This is a genomic window from Geobacillus sp. BK01 (genome assembly GCF_052220245.1).
Classification (GTDB): Bacteria; Bacillota; Bacilli; order Bacillales; family Anoxybacillaceae; genus Geobacillus.
In genome coordinates this window covers 52,705-70,814 of record NZ_JBQPTH010000010.1, presented here as the reverse complement: position 1 = coordinate 70,814, position 18,110 = coordinate 52,705, and the positions used below count along the sequence as shown (strand labels likewise).

Genomic DNA, 18,110 nt, shown 5'->3' with positions numbered 1-18,110 from the left:
CCGGCTGGGCACAGCCGCAAAAACCGGCGCCGGACGCCCCGCAACGGCGGCTGTCGGCGAACGCCGCAAATCCTCGCGAAACCGCCGCCGCAGCGGGCGTGGAAAAAGCGGCTTTGCTTGTGGCAAAGCCGCCGCTTGTTAAGCGCGCGCTTCCATAAACCGGTGGATGCGTTCAACCGCCGTTTCTAATGCATCGAGCGATGTGGCGTATGACAAGCGAACGTTATCCGGCGCCCCAAACCCGGACCCAGGCACGAGTGCGACTTTCGCTTCCTCAAGCAGGGCGGCGACGAACTCATCGACCGTGCGGCAGCCGGCCATCGCGGCTGCTTTGCGGGCGTTCGGGAACAAGTAAAACGCCCCTTGCGGCTTGACGCACGTAAAGCCTGGAATTTGCACAAGCTTGTCGTAAATGATGGTAAGCCGCCGTTCAAACGCCTGACGCATTTGTTCGACCGGCTCCTCCGGACCGCTGTAGGCGGCAATGGCCGCGTATTGGGCGATCGACGTCGGGTTGGATGTGCTATGGCTCGCCAAATCAGTCATCGCCTTAATGATGTCTTTCGGCCCCGCCGCATAGCCGATGCGCCATCCTGTCATCGAATGCGACTTCGACACGCCGTTGATGATGACCGTCTGCGCTTTCAGCTCCGGCGCCAACTCGGCGATCGACACATGTTTCGCTCCGCCATAAATCAATTTTTCATAAATTTCGTCTGAAACGATCAGTACGCCATGCGTCAGGCACACTTCACCAAGCGCCTTCAACTCTTCGGCCGTATAAATCATGCCGGTCGGGTTGCTCGGCGAGTTGATGATGACCGCCTTCGTCCGCGGCGTGATCGCCTGTTTGAGTTGCTCCGGCGTAATTTTAAAGTCGTTTTGTTCCAGCCCTTCGACATAAACCGGAACGCCGCCCGCCAGCTTCACTTGTTCCGGATAGCTCACCCAATACGGCGTCGGAATGATCACTTCATCGCCTTCATCGAGCAACACTTGGAACAGCGTGTACAGGGCGTGCTTTGCCCCGACGCAGACAATCACTTCCGCCGGCTCATACTCAAGCCCTTGGTCGCGGGCAAACTTTTTGATGATTTCCGCCTTCAGCGCCGGCAGCCCACCGGATGGCGTATATTTTGTATGCCCTTCGTTCATCGCTTTTATGGCGGCATCAAGAATATGCTGCGGCGTATTGAAATCCGGTTCGCCGGCTCCAAGGCCAATCACATCATGCCCGGCCGCTTTCAGTTCTTTTGCCTTCGCCGTAATGGCCAATGTGGCCGATGGCGTCAGCGACGCCACCCGTTTTGCCAGTTTCATCGTTTCTTCCCCCTCATCTGCTCAACGTTGAAAACTGTACCTCTTTAGGAAGGCGCCGTCCGCGAAATGGAGGTAATAAAATGAATACCTTCCTTCCGCATCAATATATGTCAACTCCCAGAGAGGCACGCCTTTTTCCATGCCAAGCGTCACATCAATCACTTGTTGCGGACGCCGGTCACGTTGCAAAATAGCGCGCGCTTCCGCTTCGCTAATGCCGCTGTCCGCGCTCTTGACGACAATATCCCCCTCTTTTTCCGGCACCCAGACGACGATGTCCGTTTCCCCTTGCTCCGTTCGGCCGATGAATACAGTGCATGCTTCATCGCCATAATATGTATAGACTTCTTTCACGTCGACGAGCCCGGCTGCTTCTCTCGCCCGCGCCAACGCTTTTTCCGTCATTGACCGTTTTGGCTCCATCGCCTCACCGTAAATCGACCACGCCTGCCAAATGAGAAAACTAACCAAAATCAGGGCGAGCCATCCCCACTTTTTCATGGCGATCACGTCCGATAAATCGTAAAGACCGCCTGGCGTTTGTCGTTTTCATCCAAGGCAAGGCCAAACATCAAATTGTTCCGTTTCAACGTGCGATTCAAGCAATCGACAATTTTGTACAAATCCTCGGAATGCTGGATTTTGACGGTGGCGAGCACTTCAATTTTGCTTTCCATTTTCGTTGCTTCCTCCTGTGCGGCGCAAATTTTGTTACTTATACACGCCGGCGGCTCCGGCAACAATACAAATACAGTAAGATGATTATCTCAGTTGCGCTTCTTCACGCCTCAGCGGCCGAGCCCGCGAAGCCAAACGGCGAGGCCGCAAGCTGCCATCGCAGTTGTGCTTCTTCCCTATTATAGCAGGTTTGTCCGACCATTTCATAACAAATTTGCCCGCCTACACCGCCAATGCAAATTTGCTTCTTTCCATCCCCGCCGCGCGCGGGGCGTTTTTTTTTTGCCGGTTGCCATCTTTAGATTGCACCGTTTCATTCCTATTTATGAGAGCGCTGTTTGATGGCGACGAAACTTTCTCCTTCCACAAGCCATCCGCTTTTTGAACGCTCTCCCACCAACGGCAATGCGTAAAAGTGGGGGCTTTCCCGGTTCAGAATGGTAAAAGCAAAGCCATTTGCCTTCCTTGCCTGATCCAAACGGAGCTTCTGCCTTGTCCGGCCGTCCTCCCGCTTTCTAAAATGAACCCGCCGCTTACAGCGCTCGTTTCATGAAAGCCATGCATCGGCTATGCTAAGCAGCTCGGAAAGCGTTCCTTCATATACCGACAGCGGCGGGAGGGAGGCGAGAAAATCGGCCCCGTATGACGCAGCGGTCAACCGGCGGTCAAGTACAAACACGACGCCTTTGTCATGCTCGGTGCGGATGAGGCGGCCGAACCCTTGTTTAAAGCGGAGCACCGCCTCAGGGAGCGACAACTCGTAAAACGGGTCGCCGCCGCCGGCGCGAATCCGTTCACTTTTCGCCTCCATCACCGGATCATCCGGAGGCGCAAACGGCAAACGGGCGATAATAAGCGCATCGAGCGCCGAACCCGGCAAATCAATCCCTTCCCAAAAACTGCTCGTCCCGAACAGCACGGCGTGGTCAAACTGCAAAAATGTTCGCAAGAGCTTGGCCGGACTGCCGCTTTGCACCCCTTGAGCGATCAAAACAAACGGCTCGTCTGCTTCTTCGGTTTTCAGCGCTTCCGCCGTCATTTTCAACAGTTCATACGACGGGAACAACACAAGCACCCGCCGGCCAACATGGCGGGCGATCGCCAACACAGCCGCGGCCGCCGCTTCGGCGTAGGCTCCGAGCGGCACAGCGGAAACAAGCGGCATATCGGCCGGCACAAAAAGTGCCACTTGCTCCTTATAGCGAAATGGCGCCGGAAACGAACGGCAGAGCGGGTAAAAATCGTCCAGGCCAAAACGCGACAACATGTAGGCGAATCGGCCGCGAACGGCAAGTGTCGCGGACGTCAAAATAACGCTCCGTTTTTTTATAAACAGCCGATCGGCAAAAAAATCCGCGAGATCGACAGGTTGCGAATAAAGCCGGACCGCGTTCGCCGCCCCTTTTTCATCGGCTTCGATCCAGCGGACGGTCTCCGGCTCTGCTTCGGTCAACAGCCGGACAAGGGCGTCCATTTGCTGATTCAACGTCGCAAGATCGGCCGCCAGCGAAGCAGACGGTGTTGTATCATCGGTCATGGCGGCCGGCAGAAGCGGCTTGGCCTCTGCCAACAGCGCCGCCGCCAAATCGCGCAGACGCCAGCATAACTCAATGGCCGCCTGCCACATCCTCCCGCCCTCGTCTGCCGGTGAAAAGCGACAACGACAACGTCCGGCCCGCGCCGGCTTTCTCGCCAGCGCATAGCGGCGCAACAAACGGAACAGCTCATCACCTTCAAATTGCAGTTTTTCAAGCTGCTGTTGGCAACGGGCGAGGATGTCTTTTCCTTCGCTTTGCCCCGCTTCCATCCATTTCGTAAACGTTTGTGCCATTTTGGCGGTTAACAGGCGAAATGACACGTAGTCGATCCGGTCGCCAAAATAGCGGGCAGCGACATCCTCAAGCCGGTGCGCCTCATCGATGATGAGATGGCGAAATGCCGGCAGAAGCGGCGTCGAGGCAGTCAGATCATGAAGCAAAAACGCATGGTTTGTAATGACCATATCGGCCTGTTCAGCGCGCTGTTTCGCCTGCGCAAAAAAATGATGCCGTCCGCCGTCTTCCTCCTCGCCGATGGCGAGCGCCGACAACAACAGACGGGCGCCGGATGATACGTTCAATTCATCCAGATCGCCGGTCTCTGTCTCAAGCAGCCAGACGAGCAACTGACATTTCAAAAGCACCGCATCGTACGTATCGCTTGGCTCAGGCAAAAATGAAGCAAACTTGTCGAGGGAAAGATAGTTTTGCTTCCCTTTCAAAACAGCGACACGGAGCGTGAACGGCACAATTTGCTTCAGCACCGGCAAGTCACGGCGGATGAGCTGCTCCTGCAGCTGGAGCGTATAGGTGCTGATGACAACCCGCTCTTGTCGCTCGCAGGCAAAAAAGGCCGCCGGAATAAAGTAGGCAAGCGATTTGCCAAGACCCGTCCCCGCCTCAATGAGCGCATGCTGGGACGTGGACAGCGCCTCATAAACAAGCTGCATCATGTCCCACTGCCCTTCACGCCGCTTGTAGCCGGGAAGCGGAAGGGGCGGCGCCTGTTCATAAAAGGCGGCAAATGAGGCTGAGGGAAGACGCTGCCCGTCATCGTCCGGCTCCAGTTTTGCGCCGTCCCGCTTGAAAGCCGGCTTTTTTAGCGCGATGCCGCGGTAGACGGCAACCGTACGGTCCGTTGGTGCTTCCTGCTGTTTTTCGGCGATAACGGCGTCAAGAAGCGAGTAAATATCGCTTTTCAAATGGCGGGCAAGGCGGCGCAGCTGCTTAAGCGTCAGCAGCGGCAGACGGCGCAACCGATCGAGCAGGGCAACGAACAGTTTGGCGGTCACTTCCGCATCGCTGTCCGCTTGATGCGGGCGGTCATGGCGGAGGCCGAGCCGCTTCGCCAAATCGCCAAGCTTATAGCTTTCGACCGTCGGCAGCACGATGCGGGCAAGTTCGACCGTATCGATCGCCGGCCCGGCAAACGGCGGCCACCCGGCTCGTTCGAGCTCGGCTTGCAAAAACGGCAAGTCAAAATCAATGTTGTGGGCGACAAAATATGCGCCCTCCATCATAGCTGTGATCTCGCTTGCCTTATCGGCAAACAGCGGTGCTCCCTCAACCGTCTGTTCATCAATGTTCGTCAGCTGTTGGACGAACGGTGGAATCGGCTGTTCGGGGTTAAAAAAGCTGGCAAACCGCTCGACGATCAAGCCTTCTTCCACCACCGCCATGCCAAGTTGGATGATCCGGTCGCCTTTTTTCGGTCCGTTTCCAGTTGTCTCTAAGTCGACAATGACAAAGCGCATTGCCATAAACGATCACCTCAAAACGAAAAGGGGCGGAAAGCCCCTTTTTGCCCCATTATAAAATCGTATGTGCCGGCTCTTCAGCAATGAGCTGCGCGATGCGGTTGTGTTCGTCCATAATGGCGATTTTCGGCCGATGCGCGGCGATCTTTTCTTCCGGAACGAGCGCATACGAAATGACGATAATGATGTCCCCTTTTTGCACGAGGCGGGCGGCGGCGCCGTTCAGGCAAAAGACGCCGCTGCCGCGCTCGCCGGGAATGATGTACGTCTCAAAACGGGCTCCATTATTATTGTTGACCACCTGCACTTTTTCATTAGCGACCATGCCGACCGCATCTAAAATATCTTCATCGATCGTAATGCTGCCGACGTAATCCAAATTGGCTTCCGTTACACGGGCGCGGTGAATTTTGGCATTCATAAGCGTACGAAACACGGGTGATCCCCCCCTCAATCTTCTTGTTTATGCGCCTTGGGCAGCTCGAGGATGATATTGTCGATCAAGCGGGCGCTCGCAAACCGGACGGCAACCGCGACAAGCACCGTTCCATGAAGTGTTTCAAGCGGCGTTAAATCCGGGTACGAACAAACTTCGACATAATCGATTTCCGCATGCGTATGCGCCTCAATATGCTCGCGTACAAGGCGGCGGATGGCGGCAGCGCTCCGCTCCCCGCGGTCGACAGCCGCCGCTGCCGACCGCAGCGCTTGATAAAGCGCCGGCGCCTCCTTCCGCTCCTGCGGCGATAAATAAACATTGCGTGAACTTTTCGCCAACCCGTCGGCCTCGCGGACCGTCGGTACCGGCACGAGCTCGATCGGAAAGTTGAAGTCGCGGATCAAGCCGTCGACAACGGCCACTTGTTGGGCGTCTTTTAGCCCAAAATAGGCGCGGTCAGGCATGACGATATGAAACAGCTTCGTAAGCACGGTCGCCACGCCGTCGAAATGGCCGGGCCTTGACCGTCCGCACAACACATCGGTGCGCGCTTTCACGACAGCTTGCACCGTGAGCGGCCCCGGGTACATCTCGCCTGCCTCCGGATGAAACAAAACATCAACCCCATGCTGTTCGGCGATTTGCCGGTCGCGGGCAAAATCGCGCGGATAGCGGGCAAAATCTTCATTCGGTCCAAACTGAAGCGGGTTGACAAAAACGCTTAAGACGACGATGTCATTTTCTTGACGCGCCCGCTCGATAAGGGCGGCATGCCCTTCGTGCAAATAGCCCATCGTCGGGACGAACCCGATCGTTTTTCCTTCGCGGCGGTGTTGGCTGATCAACGCCTGCATCGCCGCAATGCGGTCAACGACGATCATGATTGTCTTCCTCCGTATAATGCCACCCATTCTTCTTCCTTCATCGCAAACGCATGTGCCGGCTCCGGAAACTGGCGCAGTTTGACATCGGCGACATAGTTGGCCAACGCCTCGACGATGACATCTTGAATGATGGCGTATTGTTTGACAAACTTCGGGACACGGCTGACACCGTAGCCAAGCAGGTCGTGATAAACGAGCACCTGGCCGTCGACATCCGCGCCGGCCCCGATGCCGATGACCGGAATATGAAGTTCGCGGGAGATGGCAGCTGCAAGCTGCTTCGGTACACACTCCAGGACGAGGCCGATCGCTCCTGCCTGCTCGCACTGCTTCGCATCATTCATGAGCTTTTTCGCGCTTTCCGCATCTTTGCCTTGCACTTTGTAGCCGCCAAGGACGCCGACCGACTGCGGCGTCAGCCCCAGATGGGCAACGACCGGCACGCCCGCTTTCGTCAGTGCAGCGATAATCTCAACGACTTCATCCGCCCCTTCGACTTTGACCGCATTTGCCCCCGATTGTTGCATAATGCGCCGGGCGTTTTGCAGCGCCTCCTCTTTGGACGCGTGATACGACATAAACGGCATGTCGGTGACGATAAACGTGCTCGGCGCGCCGCGGCGGACTGCCTTCGTATGATGGATCATATCATCGACTGTCACCGGAATGGTCGAATCGTAGCCAAGCACGACCATGCCGAGCGAGTCGCCGACTAAAATCATATCCACCCCAGCTTGTTCAGCAAGCTTCGCCGACGGAAAGTCGTAGGCGGTCACCATCACAATGGGCTCGTCCGCCTGCTTCATGCGGAAAAAATCCGTTTTCGTCTTCACCTTTATTCCCTCCCCTTTAATTGCAGAGGAGATGACGCGACCGAAGCAAAACGCCCTTCTTTCCCGCCTTGAGAAAGAAGGACGCCATCAACCTCCGTCGGTTTCGTTCACCCCTCTGTCCTAGTCCTTCGGCAAGGATCAAGGCAGATCATCCTCATTTATTCGTGTTGACGGCCCGGTGCAGTTCTTTTCGACAAAGATACTGCCCTTTTCCTCGTCTTGTATTTTAACAAAATTGTCACAATTTTTCTAGTGGGAATTTACAGTTGAATATCGGCTGAATGAATATAATGGAGCTGATGGTGCTCATCCTCGAGGATCAGCAACCCGTCATCGGTAATGCCGCGGGCGATGCCGCGAATTGCGCCGCCTAATGTTCTTGCTGTCACCGGCTTGCCGATCGATACGGCGTACCCTTCCCAAAGGAGCTTCACCGGGCGGAAGCCATGCGCCAAATATTGCTTATATAACCGCTCGATTCGGAGTAAAATTTCTTGGATGAGCGGCGCACGCTTGATGCGCTCTCCTTTTTCCATGGCGAGCGATGTGGCGATGGCGCGGATGTCCTCGGGAAATTGCGCACCCGTCTGATTGACGTTAATGCCGATGCCGACGATGACCGAACGGACGCGGTCAGGATCGGCTTGCAATTCGGTTAAAATACCGACGCATTTCTTGCCATGAAGCAAAATATCGTTTGGCCATTTAATATCCGGGACAAGCCCGGTTACTTCTTGAATGGCTTGGCTGATGGCCACCGCAACAAGCAGCGTCAGCTGCGGCGCCTGCTGGGGCGGGATGGGCGGCCGCAAAATCAAACTCATCCAAATGCCGGTCCCTTGGGGGGAAAACCATTTCCGGTCCAGGCGTCCGCGCCCGGCTTTTTGCTCCTCGGCGACGACAAGCGTCCCTTCCGGCGCCCCCTCATAGGCCAGCTTCGCCGCGATGCGCTGCGTCGAATCGACCTCCTCAAAAAAATGGATCGTATGGCCGAGCGTTTCGGTTTTCAAGCCAAGCTGGATTTCGTTTGCCGTCACCTTATCCGGCGTGCTCACGATCCGATAACCAAGGCGGCGCACCGCCTCGAGTTCAAACCCTTCTTTGCGCAGCTCCTCGATGTGTTTCCATACGGCCGCCCGCGAACAGCCGAGCTGCTCGCTGATCTTTTGCCCGGACAGAAACTCGCCGTTTGCTTCGGCAAACAGTTCTAACAATTTTTTTCTTGTGTCCGACTGCGCTCCATGAGCCATGCGTAAATCCGCTCCTTCTCGTTTTCAACTTCGCCGTTGACGACCGCCCGCCATGTGGCGTCCAGCATCTCTTTCACCCACGGACCGGCCGGTTTTCCGATCCACTCAATGATCTCTTTTCCGTTGACCGCCAGCTCCCCTTTCGTTTTGATCGGCAAAGCGGCAAAGTGGCGGCGCAACTCGTCATGTTGCGGCCCCGGCGGCTTTCCGGTCAAAGCGGCACGCACCGTTTCAACCGAGAGCGCCCGCTTGAGGCCGGCCAAAAACAGCTGCTCATTCGTCCACGCAGCCGGTTCAGGGACAGCGGCGAGCGCCGCCAAAATGGCACCGGCTTCATCGATCACTTTGTTCGGCAGCTTCCACGCGCGCAAAAATGGACGGCTTTCCTTGATGCTGAACACTTGGCACAAAAGCGCCCACCGTTCTTCGCGCGCCGTGAGCCACGGCCATTCGTATGCGGCGGCCCGGCGCAGCGGCTCGTCTTTTTCGGCCAGTTTCGGCAAATAAGTCGACAACCTTGTTTCGGCCAAAAGCGGCAGCGCTTCGGCGGCAAACGGGCCGGCAAGCAACTTTTCCATCTCCATCGTCATCCGCTCGACTGAAATGTGGGAGAGAAGCGGCGCGTTGGCAACGATGGCCTGCTTCGTATCCATGGCGAGTGAAAAGCCAAGTTGGCTGACAAAGCGGACGGCCCGCATCATGCGGAGCGCATCTTCACGAAACCGTGCGCCCGCTTCGCCGACAGTGCGAATGATCCGCTTTTCGATCGCTTCTTGTCCCCCGAACGGGTCAATGACCGTCCCGTGTTCGTCCATGGCCATGGCATTCATCGTAAAATCGCGCCGTTTTAAGTCTTCCTCGAGCGAGCGGACAAACGTCACCGACTCCGGACGGCGGTAGTCTTCATAATCGCCATCCGTGCGAAACGTTGTCACTTCATATGCTTTTCCTTCATGGACAACGACGACCGTGCCGTGTTTCGAGCCGACATCAATCGTTTTCGGAAAAATTGCCATCACTTCCTCCGGCAAAGCGCCTGTCGCAATATCGACGTCGCCGATCGGGCGCCCGAGCAACAAGTCGCGCACCGCACCGCCGACGAAATACGCCTCATGGCCATGCTGCTTTAGCCGCTGGATGATCCCAAGCGCCTGTCGGAACGGCGGTTTCATCCTCTCACCTTCCTTGCCGCCAGCAAAGCATACAGTTGTTCATACTGCCCGACGATATCAGACGAACGAAATTTTTGCTCGACCGTTTGCACGGCCTGCTCGGCCATCATTTGATGAAGGCGGCGATCGGACAGCAGCATAAGCGCCCGCCTGGCCGCTTCTTCAACATCGCCAAGCGGGCATAAAAACCCGCTTTTTCCATCTTCAATCACTTCCGGAATGCCCCCGATCGCCGTGCCGATGCACGGAACGCCGCACGCCATCGCCTCGAGCAGGACGAGCCCGAAACTTTCCTTTTCCGACAAGAGCATCATCACATCACTGATCGAATACAGCTCTTCCAGTTTGTCCTGTTTCCCTAAAAACCGGACATCGCCGTTCAGTCCGAGCTCTTTGACAAGCCGGCAGACGACGGTCATTTCCGGACCGTCGCCAACAAGCAACAGCTTGGCCGGCACGTGCCGGCGCACGATGGCAAACGCGCGCACCACATCAGGCACGCGCTTCACTTTCCGAAAATTGGAGACGTGAATGATGACATTTTCCGTTTCGCCGATGCCGTACTCCCGCCGTAAATGGCCCGCCTCCCGGCGGCGGTAGACGCGTTCATCCACAAAATTGTAAACCGTATGAATCGGTTTTTGCACCTCAAGCAGTTCGTATGTCTGTCGAACGAGGGCGTCAGACACCGCCGTGACGACGTCCGACTGCTCGATGCCGAACTTGATCATATCAGAAAGTGACGGATCATAGCCCAATACGGTAATGTCGGTGCCGTGCAGCGTTGTGACAATCGGCAGCTCGCCGACCATTTGCCGCGCCAGCACGGCGCAGACGGCATGCGGAACAGCGTAATGGGCATGAAGCACATCGAGCCGTTCCCGCTTCGCCACCTCCGCGATTTTGCTCGCTAACGCCAAATCGTACGGCGGGTATTGAAAGACAGAATATTGGTTGACGCTCACTTCATGGTAGTAAATGTTTCCATATACCTTGTTCAACCGAAACGGCATGCTTGATGAAATAAAATGAATTTCATGTCCTTTTTCAGCCAGCAGCTTGCCGAGCTCCGTCGCAACGACCCCTGAGCCTCCGACCGTCGGATAACAGACGATTCCTATTTTCAGCTTCATCGCGCTCCCTCAAATAAGTCGAAAAGATGGATAGGTGTTTTTGTCAAAAAGCCTTCGGCGTACGCTGCGCCGATTTGTTGGCCGAACCAACGTTCTCTGCTTTCGATCATCTCGATGTAGTTGTTTGTAAGCGGCGTGTCAACCGAACCGGGCCGCTTTTCAAACTGGCTTTCGTACGCGCGCAGGCTCGCCAGCTTGTCACCGATCGTCTCGCTAATATCGATCAGAAAATGCGGCCGTTCAAACGCGTTGATCATGTAATAATACATGGCGCGGACGCGGTGCGCATCCCCAAGCTCCCCGGCGCCATAGCGGCGGATGCCGGCGGAAAAAACCGCTTCCTCGACAAGGCGGGCGCATCGCCCGTGGTCCGGATGGCGGTCGATCCAATAAGGGGCGAATACAAGCTGCGGACGATAGCGGCGGACAACCGTTACGATGCGGCGAATCGCCTCTTCCTCGACGGAAAGGCCGCGGTCCGGCAGCCCGAGGTTGAGCCGCAGCGCCACGCCGAGCCGACGGGCCGCCTCAGCCGCCTCTTTCTGCCGCTCGTCGACCGTGCCGTTGGACGATAGCTCTGCCTTCGTTAAATCGCAAATGACAGCGCGGTATCCGCGCCGCACATATTTAGCGATCGTCCCGCCCATGCCGATTTCAACATCGTCTGGATGGGCGCCAAACACCAACAGATCGCACGTTTCCACCATCGCCGTCACCTTTCTGTTTCCTTTTCCTCCTCGCTTTTTGCCCGGCCGCGGACGATGTTGCGCCATGCCAAATCGCCGCGCTCCAATCCGCGAATGAGCAGCTCCGCCGTCCCTATGTTCGTCGCAAGCGGCACCGCATAAACGTCGCAAAGGCGCATCAGCGCACTAATGTCCGGTTCGTGCGGCTGGGCGGTGAGCGGGTCGCGGAAAAAAATGACGAGATCCATCTCGTTGCGGGCGATCATCGCCCCGATTTCCTGATCGCCCCCGTACGGTCCGGACTGGAAGCGGTGGATGGCGAGGCCGGTCGCCTCTTGAATGCGCAAGCCGGTCGTACCGGTGGCGTACAGTTCATGGTTGGCCAACACAGGCGCATAGGCGGTCGCAAACGCGACCATCTCCGCCTTTTTTTCATCATGGGCAATTAACGCAATTTTCATCTTTTTCTCTCCCCGTTTGCGCTGTTCGCGCTATTCTAAAATATGTTCAAGCCCGTAGACAAGCGTATGTAAGTGCATAACCGTTTCGACCGCCAGTTTGACTCCCGACATGAATGAGCGGCGGTCAAGCGAATCATGGCGGATCGTCAGCGTCTGTCCGTCACCGCCGAAAATGACTTCCTGATGGGCGACAAACCCCGGCAGGCGGACGCTGTGGATCGGAATGCCGTCGTAAGAAGCGCCTCGCGCGCCGGCAAGCGTTTCTGTTTCGTCCGGATGGCCTTGTTTTTTCGACGGGCGCACCTCGGCGATCAGTTGCGCTGTTTTCAGCGCCGTTCCGGATGGGGCATCAAGCTTTTGATCGTGATGCAATTCGATAATTTCCACATCGGTGAAATATTTGGCCGCCATGCGGGCAAATTTCATCATCAACACCGCGCCAACGGCAAAGTTCGGGGCAATGATGGCGCCGATTTCTTTCCCCTCAGCAATCTCCGTCAGACGCTCGATATCTTCAGGCGTAAACCCGGTCGTGCCGACGACCGGACGAACGCCGTAGCGCAGCGCCAGTTCGGCATGTTGTTTTCCGACCTCGGGCGTCGTTAAATCGATGAGCACATCCGGCTTCACCTCGGCAAAACAGCGGGCGGCATCCGTGTAAATCGGGGCGTTGATGCCGGCAAACCCGTCGAGGTCAGCCAAATTTTGTCCGTCATAGCGGCGGTCGATGACCGCGGCCAGTTCGAAATGGTCCGTTCTTTGCACGAGCGCCACCGCCTCACGGCCCATGCGGCCGCGCGGCCCGGCGATCACGATGCGAATTGTCATGACTCTTCCTCCTTTCGCGTCCAGCGGTCGCGGTCACGGGTGCGAAACTTGTCCATCACCCGGTCGTGCGCCGTCTGCAAATCAATGCCGAGCGAATTGGCGAAACAAATAAGCACGAACAACAAATCGCCAAGCTCTTCTTCTACTGTTTTTTCCTGTTCGGTCGCTTTTTTCGGCTTTTCCCCGTAATGGTGATTGATTTCGCGCGCCAGTTCGCCAAGCTCTTCGGTCAGCCGCGCGAGCATGGCGAGCGGGCTGAAATAGCCTTCTTGAAACTGCCCGATATATTCGTCCACTTCCTGTTGCATTTGCTTCATCGTTTTTCCCTGCATGGCCATCACCTCGTCTGTTTCCATGTTAGCGAAAAGCGGCGCATTTGACAAATGTTTTCGTCGGCCGCCAATTCAGCCCGTTTTCGGCCATGATTGCCTGTGCAGACAAGTTCCTCTATAATGAAGACGCCGACTATTTTTGCGGACGGAGGGACGATATGATTTTCGGCTTAAAGGTGAAAAACAGTTTGTTTATTTTGCTTGGTGCCGCTATTTTCGCCTTCGGACTCGTTCATTTCAATATGCAAAACAATTTAGCGGAAGGCGGTTTTACGGGCATCACCCTTCTTCTTTATTTTTTGTTTGGTTTTGACCCGGCCGTCACCAACTTGGCGCTGAACATCCCGCTCTTTTTTGTCGGCTGGAAGCTGCTCGGCCGCCAGACGTTTCTTTATACCGTTCTCGGTACTGTCGCTGTTTCTATGTTTTTATCCATTTTTCAACGCTATATGATTCATATGCCACTGCGGCATGATATGACGCTCGCGGCACTGTTTGCCGGGGTGTTCATCGGCGTCGGCCTCGGCATCATTTTCCGCTACGGCGGCACGACCGGGGGCGTCGACATTATCGCCCGCCTCGTCTATAAATATAAAAGCATCAGCATGGGCAAAACAATGTTTGCCTTTGATGCCGCCGTCATTACATTGTCGCTTCTTCTTTACCTTTCGTACCGCGAGGCGATGTATACGTTAGTCGCCGTCTTCATCGCCGCCCGAGTCATTGATTTTATGCAAGAGGGCGGCTACGCGGCGAAAGGGGCGACGATCATCTCAGAAAAAAGCGAGGAAATCGCGAATCGCATTTTGACGGAAATGGAACGTGGCGTCACCGTATTAAAAGGACGCGGCTCATATACGAAACGCGATCGCGACGTCTTATATTGCGTCGTCGCCAAAAACGAGCTGCCACGCTTAAAAAACGTCATTATGTCCGTCGACCCGCACGCCTTTGTCGCGGTCACCGATGTGCACGATGTGCTCGGCGAAGGATTTACGCTTGATGAACAAAAACGGCCGCTTGAGCAATAAAAGCCAAAACAGCGCTCGCATAGACGACATATTCCCACGCTTGCCGGATGTCATGCGGCCGGCAAAATGAAAAGGAGGGGAAACCATCTCCCCTCCGAACGCCAGTTGGCATCTATTCTTCCGGCTGCCGCGTCCGCTTTTCTTCCTTTTCGCCTTTGTACTTCCGCCAACCGACATACGTCAGCGTCAACACGATCACTCCGCCGGTCGAAATCATCACCCAAATGAGCGACGGGTCGGCTTCGTCTTTTTTCACCCCGTCAAACAGCGCCTCGACATCGCGGCGCGCGGCGGCAAGCCGCTCGCGTTGCTCGCTTTTGGCAAGCTGCCAAAACGAGGCGGCCTGCAGCGCTTCAAGATTGCTGTCAACCTTTTTAGCTGCTTTCGGCGGCACATCGATTTTCACACTCGGCTCAATTAATGTATAACGGTCAATAAACTGGCGAAAGGCAGCCTCATATGCCTCCCTTTCCCCACGTTCCGCCGCTTGTTCCATCGCGGCGAGCGCCTCCATGAGAGCCGGCTCCATCTCTGACCAGAGCGGCTGATACGTCGATTGGACGGCGTCGACTACAAGACGGAACTGTGCGAGAGCAGCAATTTTGTCCTCTTCCGGAATCGATGCTGTCATGGCCTTTACCGCATGTTCGTGCGTCACAGTCACCGCCCTCAGCTCGTCAGCCGATTTCAACCGTTCCCTCGCCCCAAGGGCGAAAAACCGCTCAGAAAAATAAAGGAGTACGTCTTTGGCTTCAGTAAAACGCTCATTTTTTCCCAATTGCAGCGCCTCGTCGGAAATGTCGTCAAGCTGTTCCCACTCATTCGTTTGTCCGGCCGCGCCAACGGGCGCTGGCCATAAAAAGGCGAGCGATAACAACATGGCCAGCCCGATTCGTTTCATCATCGTCCCTCCCTCATTCACTATTACAATGTATGAAGGAGTGGACAAGAGTAGACCAAGCAACTGCCATCAAGCCGCAGCCCAAATTGTTCTTCCTTTGCGCCTATTCCACCGCTGTCCGGGAGGGAGGAAAAAACGGCTGCCGCTGCACGCGGATGCCGAGCCAATACGCAACAGCGATGGAAGCCATGCTCAGCCAGAACGTAAAATAGCCGATTTGGCCAGCATAATCGGCCAACATATGATAGCGCGGCATCATGCCAAACACGTAATCGATGACGTCATTATGCAGCGTCCAAACCGCCGCCAAGGCGAGATGAACGGGGCGAAACCGGTAAAGCGGGGCGTACAGCATGCCTTCGACCGCCATAGCTCCGTGTGAAACGATGAGCATCCATCCCGCCCAATCGAGCGTTCCGGTGACACGCCAAACGAGCACGTTCATGACAACCGCCCAAATCCCGTATTTGACAAGTGTCACAAGTGCCAGCGCTTCAAACAGCGGCACCCGCCGGCCAGCCAGCCAAGCGCCGAGGACGATGAGAAAAAAAAGGCTCGCCGTCGGGCTGTCGGGAACAAAGGGCAAAAAGACAGGCGGTGTGTCCGCAAGCTGATAGCGGTACCAATAATAGCCGTAAACAGTGCCGGCGGCGTTGACGATCAACAGCAGCCAAACAACCGGCCGAGAGGCGAATATCGCATAAATCCATGCCATCGTTTGCACCTCGTCTCCATTCAATGTGGGCACGAAAAAAGCTGACTAACGCGAGTCAGCTTTTCCGTGACGGAACGATTATTCCGCTTTTAAGCCGGCGATGAATTCCGCCATTTTTTTCAACTCTTCATCCGTGCCTTTGAAAATGCCGGCCGGCATGCTGCCTTGCCCTTCCTTGGCGATTTTCGCAATCTCCTCCGGCGTCAAACCGGTGCCGATGAGCGACGGACCGGCGCCTCCGGATAAGTTTTGCCCATGGCATGACGTACACGTATTCGCCTGAGCGATTTTGTACCCTTCGGCGTTCGTATCAATTTCCACTTCCGCACGAATTTTCCCTTGCTCGGCCGCCTTCTTCCAGTCATGCGTGACGACCGACTCCCATGTCAAATAAACGATCGAAGCGAGCGCCAACAGCATCATCCCGGTCGCGACCGGGCGCTTCCATGGACGGCGCTGCGGGCCGCGGTCCAAAAACGGCGCCAGCAGCAAAGCGGCAAACGCCAAGCCCGGCATGACGATCGCGCCGATAACCGTATACGGACCGGACGCGTACGAATATTTGAGCAATTGGTATAAGAACAAGAAATACCAGTCAGGCAGCGGCACATACGTCGTGTCCGTCGGGTCGGCGATTCTCTCAAGCGGCGACGGGTGGGCGACCGTCAGGCATAAAAAACCGACGAGAAAGACCGAACCGACAAGCCATTCCTTCAACAGGAAGTTCGGCCAAAACACTTCCGTTTTCCCGGGGTATTCCGAATAGTCCTTCGGAATATTCGGTTTTCTTACCGCGGGAATACGGGAATCGCCGACGAACTTCATTCCTTTTCCGCGATGCATTGCGTGATTCCCTCCTTTTTTCTATCGCCTCAGAACGTTCAGCCGACCGATCATAGCGGACCGGAAATGCCTTGTCTGCGAATCATTAAAAAGTGCGCTGCCATCAAGCCGAGCAAAGCGGCCGGCAAGAAGAAGACATGAATCGCAAAGAACCGCGCCAGCGTTTGGGCGCCGACAATTTCCGGATCCCCGGCCAGCAACGTTTTGATCGCCGGACCGATGAGCGGCGTCGCTTCCGCGATTTGCAGACCGACTTTTGTCGCGAACAGCGCTTTCATATCCCACGGCAACAAGTAGCCGGTAAAGCCGAGACCCATCATGACCATGAAGATTAACACGCCGACGATCCAGTTCATCTCGCGCGGCTTTTTATACGCTCCTTGGAAAAAGACGCGCAGCGTATGTAAAAACATCATGACGATGACGAGGCTCGCCCCCCAGTGATGCATGCCGCGCACGATTTGGCCGAACGCCACTTCATTTTGCAAGTAGTAGACCGATTCCCACGCATTTTTAATGTCCGGGACGTAATACATCGTCAAAAACATCCCAGACAAAATTTGAATAACCGTGACAAAAAACGTCAGCCCGCCAAAACAGTAGACAAAGGCGGAAAAATGATGGGCCGGGTTGACATGTTCCGGAACTTCGTGATCGGCAATATCCCGCCATAAAGGCGTAATATCCAAGCGTTCATCAACCCAGTCATACAGCTTGTTTAACACGCGTTACGCCTCCCCTCTTGGTTTCGCTTTGCCTAAATACAGCTTCCCGTCTTTCACTTGATACTCATAGCGATCCAGTGGGTGCATCGGCGGCGTCCCCGGAACGTTCGTGCCATCTTTCGTATAGAGCCCGTAGTGGCATGGACAGAAAAAGTGGTTCGGATGCTTTTTATCCGTATTCCAGTCGACCGTACAGCCAAGGTGTTTACAAATCGGCGACAGAGCGATGATATCGCCTTTTTCATCCTTGTACACCCAAGCTGATCTCGGCTCTTCCGACTCGTACCAAGCGTCTTTCACCTTCACCTTAAAGTCAAAGCGCTTTGGTTCCGTCGTCAGCTCTTTGACGTCCGCTACCGCGACCATATCCGTACCTGCCGTATCTTTCAAGATCGGGTCGAAAGCAAAGCGGAGCATCGGCATGAGCATCCCGGCTGCCATGAAGCCGCCGACGCCGGTCAGCGTGTAGTTTAAAAATTGACGTCTCGTTACGCGATGTTTGTTGTCGCTCATCGTTTTCCCCCCTCTATGCAAAGTCAAGTCCACACCGGACAGTTGTATGTATAACACATATGGAAAACTAG

At 55.6% G+C, this 18,110-nt stretch carries 20 protein-coding genes; 1 reads left to right on the top strand and 19 read right to left on the bottom strand.

The annotated features are described in order from the left end of the window. Nucleotides 1-138: 138 nt before the first annotated feature. From ACTVDO_RS11730 to ACTVDO_RS11665, 14 genes are all read right to left on the bottom strand, one after another. Nucleotides 139-1,320 (bottom strand): pyridoxal phosphate-dependent aminotransferase, encoded by a 1,182-nt coding sequence (locus ACTVDO_RS11730; protein ID WP_020960286.1) that lies wholly within the window; start codon nt 1,318-1,320, stop codon nt 139-141. Nucleotides 1,321-1,341: 21 nt separating this feature from the next. Beyond that, nucleotides 1,342-1,821: a cell wall elongation regulator TseB-like domain-containing protein gene (locus ACTVDO_RS11725; protein WP_020960287.1), complete on the bottom strand. Its 480-nt coding sequence runs from the start codon at nt 1,819-1,821 to the stop codon at nt 1,342-1,344. A 5-nt stretch (nt 1,822-1,826) separates the two neighbouring features. Beyond that, on the bottom strand, nt 1,827-1,997 hold the full coding sequence (locus ACTVDO_RS11720) for a YpmA family protein (protein WP_020960288.1): 171 nt from the start codon (nt 1,995-1,997) through the stop codon (nt 1,827-1,829). A 548-nt stretch (nt 1,998-2,545) separates the two neighbouring features. Further along, nucleotides 2,546-5,296 (bottom strand): ATP-dependent DNA helicase DinG, encoded by a 2,751-nt coding sequence (gene dinG / locus ACTVDO_RS11715; protein WP_020960290.1) that lies wholly within the window; start codon nt 5,294-5,296, stop codon nt 2,546-2,548. A 49-nt stretch (nt 5,297-5,345) separates the two neighbouring features. Continuing rightward, entirely contained in the window at nt 5,346-5,729 is a 384-nt protein-coding gene (gene panD, locus ACTVDO_RS11710; RefSeq protein WP_020960291.1) for an aspartate 1-decarboxylase, read from the bottom strand. Nucleotides 5,730-5,743: 14 nt separating this feature from the next. Next, nucleotides 5,744-6,613, bottom strand: a complete 870-nt coding sequence (panC, locus tag ACTVDO_RS11705; protein WP_020960292.1) for a pantoate--beta-alanine ligase — start codon at nt 6,611-6,613, stop codon at nt 5,744-5,746. Continuing rightward, nucleotides 6,610-7,449 (bottom strand): 3-methyl-2-oxobutanoate hydroxymethyltransferase, encoded by an 840-nt coding sequence (gene panB / locus ACTVDO_RS11700; RefSeq protein ID WP_020960293.1) that lies wholly within the window; start codon nt 7,447-7,449, stop codon nt 6,610-6,612. The genes panC and panB overlap by 4 nt, the downstream gene beginning before the upstream one ends. Before the next feature lie 260 nt (nt 7,450-7,709). Then, nucleotides 7,710-8,699 (bottom strand): bifunctional biotin--[acetyl-CoA-carboxylase] synthetase/biotin operon repressor, encoded by a 990-nt coding sequence (locus ACTVDO_RS11695; RefSeq protein WP_020960294.1) that lies wholly within the window; start codon nt 8,697-8,699, stop codon nt 7,710-7,712. Beyond that, nucleotides 8,657-9,871, bottom strand: coding sequence for a CCA tRNA nucleotidyltransferase (locus ACTVDO_RS11690; RefSeq protein WP_442901575.1), 1,215 nt, complete (start codon nt 9,869-9,871; stop codon nt 8,657-8,659). Before ACTVDO_RS11690 ends, ACTVDO_RS11695 begins: the two co-directional genes overlap by 43 nt. Beyond that, nucleotides 9,868-11,004: an N-acetyl-alpha-D-glucosaminyl L-malate synthase BshA gene (bshA, locus tag ACTVDO_RS11685; RefSeq protein WP_020960296.1), complete on the bottom strand. Its 1,137-nt coding sequence runs from the start codon at nt 11,002-11,004 to the stop codon at nt 9,868-9,870. The genes ACTVDO_RS11690 and bshA overlap by 4 nt, the downstream gene beginning before the upstream one ends. After that, on the bottom strand, nt 11,001-11,711 hold the full coding sequence (gene bshB1 / locus ACTVDO_RS11680; protein WP_041267944.1) for a bacillithiol biosynthesis deacetylase BshB1: 711 nt from the start codon (nt 11,709-11,711) through the stop codon (nt 11,001-11,003). The genes bshA and bshB1 overlap by 4 nt, the downstream gene beginning before the upstream one ends. 5 nt (nt 11,712-11,716) lie before the next feature. Continuing rightward, entirely contained in the window at nt 11,717-12,151 is a 435-nt protein-coding gene (mgsA, locus tag ACTVDO_RS11675; RefSeq protein WP_020960298.1) for a methylglyoxal synthase, read from the bottom strand. A gap of 30 nt (nt 12,152-12,181) precedes the next feature. Continuing rightward, nucleotides 12,182-12,979 (bottom strand): 4-hydroxy-tetrahydrodipicolinate reductase, encoded by a 798-nt coding sequence (gene dapB / locus ACTVDO_RS11670; RefSeq protein WP_020960299.1) that lies wholly within the window; start codon nt 12,977-12,979, stop codon nt 12,182-12,184. Beyond that, on the bottom strand, nt 12,976-13,311 hold the full coding sequence (locus ACTVDO_RS11665; protein WP_020960300.1) for a nucleotide pyrophosphohydrolase: 336 nt from the start codon (nt 13,309-13,311) through the stop codon (nt 12,976-12,978). Before ACTVDO_RS11665 ends, dapB begins: the two co-directional genes overlap by 4 nt. 158 nt (nt 13,312-13,469) lie before the next feature. Here ACTVDO_RS11665 and ACTVDO_RS11660 point away from each other — a divergent pair, with 158 nt between their 5' ends. Then, complete coding sequence (locus tag ACTVDO_RS11660; RefSeq protein WP_023817666.1) at nt 13,470-14,342, top strand: YitT family protein; 873 nt, start codon at nt 13,470-13,472, stop codon at nt 14,340-14,342. Nucleotides 14,343-14,454: 112 nt separating this feature from the next. On the opposite strand, the gene ypjB is transcribed toward ACTVDO_RS11660, so the two are convergent. The 5 genes from ypjB to qcrA all read right to left on the bottom strand — a co-directional run bounded on the left by ypjB (nt 14,455) and on the right by qcrA (nt 18,039). Further along, nucleotides 14,455-15,243: a sporulation protein YpjB gene (ypjB, locus tag ACTVDO_RS11655; protein ID WP_020960302.1), complete on the bottom strand. Its 789-nt coding sequence runs from the start codon at nt 15,241-15,243 to the stop codon at nt 14,455-14,457. Nucleotides 15,244-15,346: 103 nt separating this feature from the next. After that, the gene (locus tag ACTVDO_RS11650; RefSeq protein WP_020960303.1) at nt 15,347-15,958 is read right to left on the bottom strand and encodes a DUF1405 domain-containing protein; all 612 of its coding nucleotides are present in this window, start codon (nt 15,956-15,958) and stop codon (nt 15,347-15,349) included. 78 nt (nt 15,959-16,036) lie between these two features. Continuing rightward, the gene (locus ACTVDO_RS11645; protein ID WP_020960304.1) at nt 16,037-16,801 is read right to left on the bottom strand and encodes a menaquinol-cytochrome c reductase cytochrome b/c subunit; all 765 of its coding nucleotides are present in this window, start codon (nt 16,799-16,801) and stop codon (nt 16,037-16,039) included. A gap of 50 nt (nt 16,802-16,851) precedes the next feature. Further along, nucleotides 16,852-17,526, bottom strand: coding sequence for a menaquinol-cytochrome c reductase cytochrome b subunit (gene qcrB / locus ACTVDO_RS11640; RefSeq protein WP_020960305.1), 675 nt, complete (start codon nt 17,524-17,526; stop codon nt 16,852-16,854). 3 nt (nt 17,527-17,529) lie between these two features. Continuing rightward, nucleotides 17,530-18,039 (bottom strand): menaquinol-cytochrome c reductase iron-sulfur subunit, encoded by a 510-nt coding sequence (gene qcrA, locus ACTVDO_RS11635; protein WP_020960306.1) that lies wholly within the window; start codon nt 18,037-18,039, stop codon nt 17,530-17,532. Between the last annotated feature and the right edge of the window lie 71 nt (nt 18,040-18,110).